General features: G+C 41.7%; 12 protein-coding genes. 5 read left to right on the forward strand and 7 right to left on the reverse strand.

Annotation, left to right across the window (positions count from 1 at the left end):
- Nucleotides 1-104: 104 nt before the first annotated feature.
- On the reverse strand, nucleotides 105-716 hold the full coding sequence (locus tag ACM0OW_RS20930) for a PIN domain-containing protein (RefSeq protein ID WP_414552062.1): 612 nt from the start codon (nucleotides 714-716) through the stop codon (nucleotides 105-107).
- Between the two features lie 18 nt (nucleotides 717-734).
- Nucleotides 735-1,181 (reverse strand): hypothetical protein, encoded by a 447-nt coding sequence (locus ACM0OW_RS20935; protein WP_414552063.1) that lies wholly within the window; start codon nucleotides 1,179-1,181, stop codon nucleotides 735-737.
- A gap of 223 nt (nucleotides 1,182-1,404) precedes the next feature.
- Here ACM0OW_RS20935 and ACM0OW_RS20940 point away from each other — a divergent pair, with 223 nt between their 5' ends.
- Complete coding sequence (locus tag ACM0OW_RS20940) at nucleotides 1,405-1,686, forward strand: DUF2442 domain-containing protein (RefSeq protein ID WP_414552064.1); 282 nt, start codon at nucleotides 1,405-1,407, stop codon at nucleotides 1,684-1,686.
- 20 nt (nucleotides 1,687-1,706) lie between these two features.
- Entirely contained in the window at nucleotides 1,707-1,985 is a 279-nt protein-coding gene (locus ACM0OW_RS20945; protein WP_414552065.1) for a UPF0175 family protein, read from the forward strand.
- Nucleotides 1,986-2,169: 184 nt separating this feature from the next.
- Here ACM0OW_RS20945 and ACM0OW_RS20950 read toward each other — a convergent pair whose 3' ends face one another.
- The gene (locus ACM0OW_RS20950) at nucleotides 2,170-2,316 is read right to left on the reverse strand and encodes an element excision factor XisH family protein (protein WP_414552066.1); all 147 of its coding nucleotides are present in this window, start codon (nucleotides 2,314-2,316) and stop codon (nucleotides 2,170-2,172) included.
- Between the two features lie 222 nt (nucleotides 2,317-2,538).
- Between ACM0OW_RS20950 and bioU the strand changes: the two genes are divergently transcribed.
- Nucleotides 2,539-3,543: a (S)-8-amino-7-oxononanoate synthase BioU gene (bioU, locus tag ACM0OW_RS20955; protein WP_414552067.1), complete on the forward strand. Its 1,005-nt coding sequence runs from the start codon at nucleotides 2,539-2,541 to the stop codon at nucleotides 3,541-3,543.
- Nucleotides 3,544-3,670: 127 nt separating this feature from the next.
- On the opposite strand, the gene ACM0OW_RS20960 is transcribed toward bioU, so the two are convergent.
- The 4 genes from ACM0OW_RS20960 to ACM0OW_RS20975 all read right to left on the reverse strand — a co-directional run bounded on the left by ACM0OW_RS20960 (nucleotide 3,671) and on the right by ACM0OW_RS20975 (nucleotide 8,854).
- Nucleotides 3,671-4,222 carry a hypothetical protein gene (locus ACM0OW_RS20960; protein WP_414552068.1) on the reverse strand — a complete coding sequence of 184 codons (552 nt, stop codon included), beginning with the start codon at nucleotides 4,220-4,222 and terminating at the stop codon, nucleotides 3,671-3,673.
- A 143-nt stretch (nucleotides 4,223-4,365) separates the two neighbouring features.
- A complete protein-coding gene (locus tag ACM0OW_RS20965; protein ID WP_414552069.1) occupies nucleotides 4,366-5,586 on the reverse strand; it encodes a type II secretion system F family protein in 1,221 nt (406 codons plus the stop codon).
- 42 nt (nucleotides 5,587-5,628) lie between these two features.
- Complete coding sequence (locus tag ACM0OW_RS20970; protein WP_414552070.1) at nucleotides 5,629-6,753, reverse strand: type IV pilus twitching motility protein PilT; 1,125 nt, start codon at nucleotides 6,751-6,753, stop codon at nucleotides 5,629-5,631.
- An 85-nt stretch (nucleotides 6,754-6,838) separates the two neighbouring features.
- Nucleotides 6,839-8,854: a GspE/PulE family protein gene (locus ACM0OW_RS20975; RefSeq protein ID WP_414552071.1), complete on the reverse strand. Its 2,016-nt coding sequence runs from the start codon at nucleotides 8,852-8,854 to the stop codon at nucleotides 6,839-6,841.
- Nucleotides 8,855-9,274: 420 nt separating this feature from the next.
- Here ACM0OW_RS20975 and grpE point away from each other — a divergent pair, with 420 nt between their 5' ends.
- Nucleotides 9,275-10,021 carry a nucleotide exchange factor GrpE gene (grpE, locus tag ACM0OW_RS20980; RefSeq protein ID WP_414552072.1) on the forward strand — a complete coding sequence of 249 codons (747 nt, stop codon included), beginning with the start codon at nucleotides 9,275-9,277 and terminating at the stop codon, nucleotides 10,019-10,021.
- 294 nt (nucleotides 10,022-10,315) lie between these two features.
- Nucleotides 10,316-11,879: molecular chaperone DnaK (gene dnaK, locus ACM0OW_RS20985; protein WP_414552073.1), on the forward strand; the 1,564-nt coding region annotated here is incomplete at its 3' end.

Consider the following 11,879-nt stretch of genomic DNA (forward strand, 5'->3'; position numbering starts at 1 on the left):
ATTCTTGCCATAGATAGATTCAATCAGGGTTGTTTAACCCACTCGGATTATTTCATATATGCGCTACGAGATGCGATCGCCCCACTGATTTTTTTACAAAATAGCTAAATAGACTGCAACCACCCTAAAAAATATTTGGTACTGGCGAAATATTTTTGTATTCCTGCTGCACCCAATATTTGCTTAATCTCTTTTGTCCCAAAGTCTTTAGAGTTTCCAGTCAACAGAACTTTCTGATCATCTGAAGAGGTTTTAGCGTGATTAAGAATAGAATGTAAAATTAAGTTATCTGTGGGATCAGGAATAAATTTTTGATTAAGGCTGTCTATAAATATTGATGGTTCTAGATTTATTAAATCCACATTATTTGCAGCCCACTTCAAAACTTCAAAAAGGCGATTTTCAATATCATCCGTCATCGCTTCGTTATTAAGTTTGGCAATTTGAAAAGAACGCAAAATTTCAGCAGAATATTTTGATTTAATATTTCCTTTTAGTTCGTTCCTTTCTTTTTCTAACTTTTCTGTAAAATCATGTCTCCTTCTGCGTTCATCTGCTAAAACAGAAAGAGACTCCATATAACAAATTGCAGGAGTCAAAATTGTAATATTTGAGATTTCCTCCAACTGTTGAGGATAAATCAAAATTTCAGCATTTTGATCCTGATTTTTAGCAAAGCTAATAAAAAAATTAGTTTCAATATAAAGTGTAGTCACTAGATTGTATACTCCCAATTATGCCGCATCTGCCAGCTTTTCCACAAAACCTATTTGCTCTAACTCTTGTGATTTAGGAGGATTATCTGTTTTCCAGTTGTACGCTAAATCTCTTAACCAACTCTCAACTAATGTTTCTAGATAAAATTCAGAAATTCTCTTGGTTGCAAATTCGGAATCGTATTCAGTCATCACTTCATGAGTCGGGAAGGTGTAGACAGTTGCTAGATTATTACCATCCCATTGAAAAATATTAATGTATTCAGGAGTAGCGGTCATCCCATAAGGAAGTATGAGATGATTATGTTCATACTCAAATTTGAGGATTTCTTCTACTTTTCCTTTAATATCTTCCTCAATATCTCTGGCTCTAATTTTTGATACTAAAAGCTTTTGTCCGTTTTTATCCCAAGCTGTAATATCAGATACTTCTATTGTTGGGCTACTTAGTTTTTCAACATCCATTTTTTTAGTCCTCGTGACATTGATTATTGCAACACCTTTATTGTAAAGGATGAGCGAATAAATCAGTCAGAATAGAAGAGTTAAACCTTGTCCATCATGAAAGGTGGAGTTTTTGTCATTGCGACGTAAGGAAGCAATCTCACCATCTTGACTAAAAACTACAGTTCTCAAAGTAGACAAGGTTTAGTACAAGAAAATCAAACAAAACTTTTGGAGGCTTGGGATGGGTATTTTGGCAGTTAGGGCGGAAGAAAGAGTTAAGAATGTATCCTTTACTGAAGAAAGCATCAGTGTTGATTTAATGGATGGACGCACAATTACAGTACCATTGGTGTGGTATCCCAAGCTGCTTAATGCTACTCCTGAACAGCGATTAAAATGGGAAACCTGCGGGGGTGGTTACGGTATTCATTGGGAAGAAATTGACGAAGACCTCAGCACTGAAGGTATGTTACGTGGCGCACCTGCACCAAGGGCTGTAAATCAACTACAATCTAATAAATAGTGTTCAAGTGGATCGTAACTATGAGCGTCGTTATTCCTAATGAAATATTAACCACAACTCGCATGAATGAAGAGGAAATGAAGCGAGAAATTGCGGTGATGCTCTTTCAGAAAGACAAGTTAACTCTTGCACAAGCAAGTCGATTTGCTGGTATGAATCGTATAGCTTTTCAGCATTTACTCGCAAGTCGTGAAATCCCAGTGCATTATGGGGTTGAGGATTTTGAACAAGATATCAAGAATTTGCGCGAAATGGGTAGACTGTTATCATTATTAGCGATACTTCACTTATCAAAATAATTTATATTCATGATAATAACGCGGGGTGCATCCCAGTTTTTATTTCGCAACAACATAATAATTGTCATTGCGAGGAGGAACGACGAAGCAATCGCAACATCTCCGACTAACAACAAACCTATGCGATTGCTTCATTCCACTTCGTTCCATTCGCAATGACATACATTGAAATTTTTACGCCGACTTAACTGAATAATCTTTTTGCACCTAAACCAACAAATAGATTTTTACCTCTCGCTAAACGAATTCGTAAAGGGTCATAGACAATTTTCCAGCCATCTTTGACGAGTGCATTTTTTACGGTGCTGTGATAGATGTCTCTAGCTGGCATAATTAAAAATCAGATTTTCAAATCTGAGCAACCTACTCATATTTTGTATTTTCTGTCAAGTCGTAAGTCCCATAACAATTGTAATCTAAACATCACCTTCTTTATAGCCAAGCTCAAATCTGCAAAATATTCTGGTAAAAAAATTATTAGTCAGCTAACGAAGCAAGGATAATGGAGCATAATTAACCTTTATAGCTGTTAACACAACGCCACAAATTTACTATGAATACACAACCAACAAACCAACCTATCCGCGTCGGAGTCCTGGGTTTCGGTGGACTGGGACAAGCCGCCGCTAAACTCCTCTCCAGCAAACGGGAAATGATCTTAGTCGCAGCCGCAGACCAAAAAGGCTACGCTTACTCTAGCGAAGGTTTAAATACTCAAGAATGCATTAAAACCTACCAAAGTCAAGGTTCTGTCGGTTATTTAGAACCAGTTGGCAGATTAAGCAATAACAGCATTCAAGATTTAATCGCTACCACTCAGCCTGTAGATGGGTATTTCCTCGCTTTACCCAACCTCCCGAATGACTTTATTCCCTCCGTCGCCCAAGAATTTATCAAATCGGGTTGGCGGGGTGTGCTAGTAGATGCGATTAAACGCACCAGTGCAGTAGAACAACTTTTGGCGATGAAAAACGAACTGCAAGCCGCCGGAATTACCTATATGTCTGGATGTGGTGCGACACCAGGACTATTAACCGCCGCCGCCGCTTTAGCCGCCCAAAGCTACGCCGAAATTCATAAAGTAGAAATTACCTTTGGTGTCGGTATTGCCAATTGGGAAGCTTACCGCGCCACAGTTCGGGAAGACATTGGACATATGCCTGGTTATAGTGTAGAAACTGCGAGGGCGATGACTGATGCTGAAGTTGAAGCCTTATTAGATAAAACCAATGGCGTGCTGACTTTAGAGAATATGGAACACGCTGATGATGTGATGTTAGAATTTGCGGGAATTTGTTCACGCGATCGCGTTACAGTTGGTGGAGTCGTCGATACTCGCAATGCCAAAAAACCCCTCAGCACCAATGTTAAAGTCACCGGACGCACCTTTGAAGGTAAAATTTCCACCCATACCTTTACATTAGGAGATGAAACCAGTATGGCAGCCAATGTTTGCGGTCCTGCCTTTGGCTATCTCAAAGCTGGTAGACAATTACACCAACGCGGTATTTATGGCATTTTCACTGCTGCGGAAATTATGCCCCAATTTGTGAAATAAGCCACTATTAAAACCCAAAATTAGATTTCAATGTAGGTTGGGTTGACGGCAGGAAACCCAACATTTTCGTTGCTTTGTTGGGTTGCGCTGTGCTTAACCCAACCTACTTCTCTTCCGTGTAGCAGTATTAGCGGTTAGCCTCTAGCTCCGCCTGAATTTCCTCTTCTAGTAAAAAAGAGGGTGTTTGCATAATAAATGGCAGTTCTGCCCCTACAAGACCCCTCTGAATGCGTTCTGAAGTCTCGCTAAAAACCACAAATAGAGGATAGACAGTATTCGCCCCATCACTCAAAATATGCCTGTGACGTAGAGGCATTAACCATTCATAATCTTTATCTAGCAAAACTTGCGTTTTTCGCCAACGCCCTAATAAATCAGAAAAGTCTTCATGGGGACGATGAATAAAAAGTAATATTTCCACTCCTGTTTTGATTTTCCACTCTGGGTCACACATAATAATTGCTATGTCACAGGGTAAGCAAGTTGTGTGTGCATCTGTTGTAGCAGTGCCACGGAAGCGAACAATCGGTAAAGGTATAGTAATAATACTGTCATCTGGACGACGCAAACTGGGAATCATTTCTAAGTATGGTCGGTGTTGCTTGAGTAAAGCGATCGCAGCTAAATTATTGCTATACTCTGCCAAACTGGCTTCATAGTGAGATTTTTTGACAGGCATAATTAATTTACTAATTCGTAATTCCTAGTTTGTAATTCGTAATTAAAATAATTATTTTGGGCTTTTCAGCAAAATCCCAAATTATGTAGAGTTAGGAATAAACAGTTTTGACCCCTAACTCTTTTTCCATGAATTCTAATCACTTAACCCAAAGTTTCAAACACTTTAAACATCGGCAAATACATCGCCAACAAAATTGTCCCCACCATACCCCCTAAAACCACAATCATCAATGGTTCCAAAACACTCGTGAGTGCTTTAACGGCCTGTTCTACTTCATCTTCATAGAAATCAGCAACTTTCATCAACATGGCATCTAATTCACCAGTTTCTTCACCAATACTAATCATCTGAATAGCCATAGCCGGAAAAACTTGATCTTGTTGCAAAGCCAAGCTAATCATTCCTCCTTGCTGAATATCTACACGGGCTGCATCGATAGCATTCGCAACCACTTGGTTTCCTGATGTATCCCGAACGATTTCCAAACAAGTGAGAATTGGCACACCAGAACGAGTCAGAGCGCCAAAAGTTCTACTAAAGCGTGCAACTGATGATTTTTGAATCAAATCACCAAACAAAGGCATTTTCAGAGAAAGGCGGTCAATCGTTATCCGACCAACAGGTGTTTTGTAGTATTGCTTATAAGCAATACTAAATCCAATCAAAGCACCAACAACAACTAAAGACCACCAACTTCTCAAAATTTCACTACACGTCATCAAAAATTGGGTAAGGGCTGGTAATTCTGTTCCCAAATCTGTAAAAATATTGGCAAAAATGGGAATCAGAAAAACAGTCATCCCCACAAAGATAGCGGTTGCTAAAAAACCCACAACCACTGGATAAGACAATGCTGATTTAATTTGGTTTTGTAATCTAGCAACATCCTCTAACAACTTAGCCAAACGATTCAGCACTTCATCCAAAACACCGCCCACTTCACCGGCTTGAACCATACTGACATATAGACCATCAAAGCAGGCGGGATGTTTACGCATAGAATCGGAAAGATTCATCCCACTTTGCACATCATTACTGATGTCAATGAGTGCTAGTTTTAATTTAGGATTGCTACATTGTTCAGACAACACCCCTAAACTTCTAACAATTGCGACACCTGCATTCACCAAAGCCGCAAATTGACGGGAAAATACCGCTTTATCTTTAACCGTCACCTTAGTCATTGCCAATGTAATTTTATTCAAATCAAAACTGGCAAGACTCTGATGCGGCTTTAAGTCCTGGACAACAAAACCCTGGTCTCTAAGGTTAGTGCGGGCTTGTGACAAGGATTCGGCAACGACTTTTTCCTTTCGGGATTTTCCTTGAGAATCCCGAATACGGGCTACATAAGTTGGCATGGCTGAAGTAATTTCAAATTAGATAATTGAAAGTGGAGAAATTTAACGCGCTCTGGTAGCACCAGCACCAGGTCTTGCACCTGCTGGTGGCGCAGAAGTACCGATGAGACGTTGAACTTCGTCTGGCTTGGAAGTTTTAGACATTGCTGCTTCAAAAGAAATAGTTCCAGCTTTGTATAAATCAGCTAAAACCTTTTCCAAAGTTTGCATTCCCAATTTACCACCAGTCTGAATAGTTGAGTAAATTTGTGCGGTTTTTCCTTCTCTAATTAAGTTAGAAATAGCAGGAGTAACAATGAGAATTTCTTGCGCCATTACCCGGCCAAATTCACCTGGTTTAGGATTTTTCTTTTCTACCAAAGTTTGGCTAAATATGGCGACTAAAGAGTTAGATAACTGCACCCGCACTTGAGTTTGCTTTTCATGAGGAAACACATCAATAATCCGGTCAACAGTCTGTGCTGCCGAACTGGTGTGCAAAGTCCCAAATACCAAGTGTCCTGTTTCCGCCGCCGAAATAGCCAAAGAAATCGTTTCCAAGTCCCGCATTTCCCCAACCAAAATAATATCTGGATCTTCCCGTAAAGCGGCTCTCAAAGCATTAGAAAAACTCTTGGTATCTTCGTTTAGTTGTCTTTGGTGGACGAGGCTTTTAATTGGTTCATAAACAAATTCAATCGGATCTTCTACAGTCAGAATATGCTCTGCTTTAGTGCGGTTAATTAAATCAATCATTGCCGCTAAGGTCGTTGTCTTCCCGGAACCTGTGGGGCCTGTCACCAGAATTAATCCTCTGGGTTTATCTGACATTTCCCGCACCACATCTGGCAGACCTAACTTTTCAAAGTTAGGAATTTTGGAACTCAAAGCCCGTAAACAAGCCGCATAAGCACCACGTTCTTTATAAACGTTGACCCGGAAACGAGCTAAACCTTTCACACCATAGGAACAGTCCAACTCCCACGTTTGTTCTAAGGTTTTACGCTGGGTGTTATTGAGCATACTAAAAATCAGCCTTTGGCACTGGTCTGCACTCAATATTTCGTCACCTATGGGGGTCAATTTGCCACTGATGCGAAAGTAAGGAGGCAAACCTGCGGATAAATGCATATCCGAGCCACCCATTTCAATCATCTGTTCCATCAAGTCTTCAATCATCATTTCCATAGTTATAGTTCCTTGTTTTTACTTATTTCATTCCAGTTCCATCGTCAAAAGCCATTACTCATAGCCAATAACCAATGACTAATACTTAATCTTGAAACCGAGGTGTCATACAGTATGGACAATCTAGCCATTCGGGTTGTAATAGAGCATGACAAGTGCGACAAGTTAGACCACTCTTGCGTTTGGACTTTAACTCTGCTTCCAACCCTGTATCTGTAAAGGTGACTCGTTCTACTTCTTCAAGGGTGCTGACACCTTGGCGGACTAAATCTAGACTATAAGCGAGCAAGGTTTTCATGCCCTCTTCAACTGCCACTTCCTTAATGCGGTCTGTGGGTGCTTCTTCGTTAATCAGAGTTTGCAGGTTTTCCGTGACTCGCATCACTTCATAAACACCACAACGTCCTTTGTAGCCTAAGCCATTACACTTTGGACAAACTTGCTGATTCTTGGCTTTTGCTGTCGTAATCTCTTCTAATGTTAAAGTGTTAGCTTTGTAAAAAGTTATAGCTACATCTTGAGAAGCTGTTAGGCCATAGCGAGCTAGTTCCTCAGTTGTGGGAGTATAGGGAATACGACATTCCGAACATACACGCCGCACCAAACGTTGAGCCAAAACACCAATTAGGGAACTAGAAACCATAAAAGGCTCAATACCCATTTCTCCCAGACGAGCGATCGCACCAGGAGCATCATTAGTGTGTAAAGTAGTTAAGACTAAGTGACCAGTTAAAGCAGCCTCAATAGCAGTTTTTGCTGTTTCTTTGTCTCGTGTTTCACCCACTAGTAATACATCTGGGTCTTGCCGCAAAAACGCCCGCAAAGCCGTAGCAAAATCTAAGCCTTTTTCCCGAATTACTTGTACTTGAGTAATCCCTGGCAAGCTGTACTCAATGGGATCTTCTACTGTACTAATGTTGATACCCGGCGAATTCTTCTCTGCTAATGCCGAATACAACGATGTAGTTTTACCAGAACCAGTCGGTCCAGTTACCAAAATCAACCCAAAAGGACGACTCACCATGTCCTGGACGATTTGTAAAGTTTCGGGATCGGTAATTAACTTATCTAATCCCAACTGGGTAGAAGAGTTATCCAAAATCCGCAATACTATTTTTTCCCCATAGCGGCTAGGCAAGGTACTCACACGAAAGTCCACCTTACGTCCCTCAAACATTCGCCGGATGCGTCCATCTTGAGGTAAGCGTCGCTCGGCAATGTCTAGATTAGAGATAATTTTAAATCGAGCTGTCACCGCAGGCACGATTTTTTTCGGTAGGGGATCGAACACTTCACTCAGTACCCCATCCTTCCGAAACCGAATGCGTAAGTTTTCCTCCTGTGGTTCAATGTGAATATCAGAAACCCCTTCATGTAAAGCCTTGGCCAAAATTCTGTTCACCAAGTTAATCACTGGGGCATCTTCTGCACCCTTCATTGCTGCCCCTAAATCAGCCTCCATCTCTTCTGGGGCATCGTTGAGGTCAAGATTACTCAGATTTTCTAAATCTTGATTAATATCTGTAAACTTTTCTTTTTCCTCCTGCTTTTGCCGCACAGCTAAGTTATCCAAATATTGGTTAATTAGCTGTTGGTAATCTTCTTGGGTAATTACCATGCGCTGTAATGCCAAACCTTGGGGGCGCAGGATACGGTTAAGGTCATCGCAAGCTTCTAAATTATCCGGATCGACCATTGCCACCAAGACACAAGGCGGGTTTTGGTCTTCATTTTTGGATAATGGCACCAAGTGATGGCGGCGACAGATATCAGTTGGGATCAGGGATTCAATGAGCTTGCTCACATTGGTGTTGCCAATGTCGTTGATTTCCGGATCAAGGAACTCAACACCGTAGAGTATTTTCAACTCAAAGAGCTGTTGTTTTTTATATTGTCTGAGGAACTCAGGCGATAGTTGTTGTCCGGTGATGGACTCCAATACTTCCGTTAGGGGTCTACCAGACTTGCGGCTTTCAATCAGCGCCAGCCTCATCTGTTCCGTATTGGCGTAGCCAGACTGTATGAGCTTGTTGCCAAAGGGCGAAAACTCTGTTCTTGTAGTTATAGCGGTACTGCGCCGTTGTGGTGACGAGTAAGTCATAGGTGAGCAATGAGTAGGGAAAACCTCTAACTATATTATTCCCAGGCTGGGGTCGATAATTTTCATTTACACTGAGTAAATTTGGTTTAAAATTTTTACTAGTGCTTTTTTGTTGATTAAAGCAGAGAAAATGGCCTGCTTCTGATGTCAGATTGTTCCGCGTATTTTATTTTTTCAGAGTAATAAAAAAGCGCTATGGTCAAAGAAGAAGAACGGGGGCAGGGTGTAGGGGGCAGGGGAGAAGATGTTACCCTAATCGTTCGGAATACCGTCCCCAGGGTCTCTACGCTAAGGTGTTCATCATTTGTCACAATAAAGGGACGGTGGCATCACTTCCAGGAAAATGTCGGCAAAAAAATTAGCCTCAGTTGTAAGCTGTGGTGAAGTACTGCCATAAAAATAATCTGGGACGAGTAGACAATGATGGACGAAAATAAACAGGTAAACAATACAAGCCAGCAATTGGGTGAACCAACAGAGGTAAAGCAATCAATGAAGAGCGACTCCCCAGCCCAAACTAACTCCAACGAATCTGGCAGCGAGGTTACAGAACAAGTGACCATTTTTAACCATGTATCGGAAGATGCAACACTTACACCAGAAGATGGTGTCGCTGCCACTGAGAAAACTGAAGTAGATCCGGCTGTTTTAGCAGAATTAACTCAACAAATCGAGTCTTTGAAAACACAAGTAGAAGAGCGCAGTACTCAATATATGAGGATTGCGGCTGATTTTGAGAATTACCGCAAACGCACCAGCAAAGAAAAAGAAGAGCTGGATTTGCAAGTAAAGCGGAACACTATTTTGGAATTGCTACCCATAGTCGATAATTTTGAACGGGCGCGAGCGCACCTCAAGCCACAAAGTGACGGCGAGATGACAATTCACAAAAGTTATCAAGGGGTTTATAAACAACTAGTGGAATGCCTCAAACGCATAGGCGTATCACCCATGCGTCCTGAAGGTGAAGAATTTGATCCCAATCTTCATGAAGCCGTTATGCGCGAACCTACGGATGAACATCCTGAAGGAACAGTGTTAGAAGAGTTAGTACGCGGATATTATCTGGGCGATCGCGTGCTGCGCCATTCAATGGTCAAGGTGGCTGCTCCCAAGGAAGACACACCCGCAGCATCTGAAGATCAGTCGAGTTCAACTGACAGTTAAACTGTAGTAAGCTCGTCTTATTCACCAAAAACGCCTAAATTCTATTCAGAACAGGCATCGCATATCTAAGAAAGGAGAGGGCTGTTGACAGTTTGTCGGACTTTCACAGCCCACCTTTTGAGAGTAGCTTGCATTAAGGGCGCAACTTTTGGATAAAAAGCCTACCCTTGAAAACTCTCAGTGTCTCAATTGCTCACAAGAGCAGTTCCATATAAGTTATCGTAAGCATTAGCCCCTACAAAAAATCATCCGCAAAATATCAGGGTAGAAGCATTCAGTAAAAATACTATAAGTATGGGAAAATTTATTGGAATCGACTTAGGCACTACTAACAGTTGCGTCGCCGTCTTGGAAGGTGGTCAACCCATTGTCATCTCCAACACTGAAGGGGGACGGACTACGCCTAGTATTGTAGGATTTGGCAAAGGTGGTACTCGCTTATTTGGTCAGATGGCAAAGCGCCAAGCTGTAACTAATGCCGAAAACACAATTTATAGTATCAAGCGATTTATCGGTCGTCGCTGGGAAGATACTCAAACAGAACGCAGTCGAGTCCCTTATACCTGTCTCAAAGGTCGAGACGATACTGTTGATGTTCAAATTCGCGGACATAACTACACACCCCAAGAAATATCCGCTATGGTTCTGCAAAAACTTAAGCAGGATGCAGAAAGTTTCTTAGGTGAAGAAGTCACTCAAGCAGTAATTACCGTACCAGCATATTTCACAGATGCCCAAAGACAAGCAACTAAAGATGCGGGTACTATTGCAGGTCTTGAAGTTCTGCGGATCATCAACGAGCCAACGGCTGCTGCTTTAGCTTTCGGGTTAGAAAAGCAAGACCAAGAGCAAGTAATTTTAGTATTTGACTTAGGAGGGGGTACCTTCGATGTTTCCATCCTCCAACTTGGGGATGGAGTTTTTGAAGTGAAGGCAACTTGTGGGAACAATCACTTGGGCGGAGATGACTTTGATAACTCAATCGTTAACTGGATGATTGAACGTTTCCAGCAACAAGAAAAAATTGACCTTGCTGCCGACAAAATGGCACTGCAACGTCTGCGGGAAGCCGCAGAAAAGGCAAAAATTGAACTTTCCCATCTGGGGAGTACTTCCATTAACTTGCCATTTATTACTGCCGATGAGACTGGGCCAAAACATCTGGAGATGGAACTCAATCGCGCTCAATTTGAAGAGATGGCAGGGCCTTTAATTACAGCTACCATTGAGCCGATGACTCAGGCTCTTAAAGACGCAGACCTCCAAACACAAGACATAGATCGAATTATTTTGGTAGGTGGTTCCACCCGCATTCCCGCAGTACAGAATGCCCTTGTCAAATTTTTTAACGGTAAATCCCCCGACCGTTCTATCAATCCTGACGAAGCAGTAGCACTTGGTGCCGCAATTCAAGCTGGGATACTAAGTGGCGAGGTCGATAATCTTCTGCTATTGGATGTCACACCCCTATCCCTGGGAATTGAAACTTTGGGAGAAGTGTTTACCAAAATTATTGAACGCAATACCACAATTCCCACCAGTAAGTTCCAAGTTTTTTCCACTGCTGTGGATGGACAAACCTCTGTGGAAATTCACATCCTCCAAGGGGAGAGGGCTATGGCAAGGGATAACAAAAGTCTGGGTAAATTTCTACTGACAGGAATTCCCCCATCTCCCCGTGGTGTTCCACAAATAGAAGTATCTTTTGAAATTGATGTGAACGGTATCCTCAAGGTAGCTGCACAAGACAAAGGTACTGGTCGAGAGCAGAGTATTCGGATTACTAATACCGGTGGTTTGAATCTGACGGGGCGACAAACAAGTCTAAAAACAAGACAGTGTAAACAATGTAACGATT

The sequence above is a fragment of the Anabaena sp. CCY 0017 genome, assembly GCF_963920885.1.
Lineage (GTDB): Bacteria > Cyanobacteriota > Cyanobacteriia > Cyanobacteriales > Nostocaceae > Nodularia.

Coding starts and splice junctions, on each gene's coding strand:
- ACM0OW_RS20935 (WP_414552063.1), bottom strand. CDS start 1,181: ATGGATGTTGAAAAACTAAGTAGCCCAACAATAGAAGTATCTGATATT.
- ACM0OW_RS20940 (WP_414552064.1), top strand. CDS start 1,405: ATGGGTATTTTGGCAGTTAGGGCGGAAGAAAGAGTTAAGAATGTATCC.
- ACM0OW_RS20945 (WP_414552065.1), top strand. CDS start 1,707: ATGAGCGTCGTTATTCCTAATGAAATATTAACCACAACTCGCATGAAT.
- ACM0OW_RS20950 (WP_414552066.1), bottom strand. CDS start 2,316: ATGCCAGCTAGAGACATCTATCACAGCACCGTAAAAAATGCACTCGTC.
- bioU (WP_414552067.1), top strand. CDS start 2,539: ATGAATACACAACCAACAAACCAACCTATCCGCGTCGGAGTCCTGGGT.
- ACM0OW_RS20960 (WP_414552068.1), bottom strand. CDS start 4,222: ATGCCTGTCAAAAAATCTCACTATGAAGCCAGTTTGGCAGAGTATAGC.
- ACM0OW_RS20965 (WP_414552069.1), bottom strand. CDS start 5,586: ATGCCAACTTATGTAGCCCGTATTCGGGATTCTCAAGGAAAATCCCGA.
- ACM0OW_RS20970 (WP_414552070.1), bottom strand. CDS start 6,753: ATGGAAATGATGATTGAAGACTTGATGGAACAGATGATTGAAATGGGT.
- ACM0OW_RS20975 (WP_414552071.1), bottom strand. CDS start 8,854: ATGACTTACTCGTCACCACAACGGCGCAGTACCGCTATAACTACAAGA.
- grpE (WP_414552072.1), top strand. CDS start 9,275: ATGATGGACGAAAATAAACAGGTAAACAATACAAGCCAGCAATTGGGT.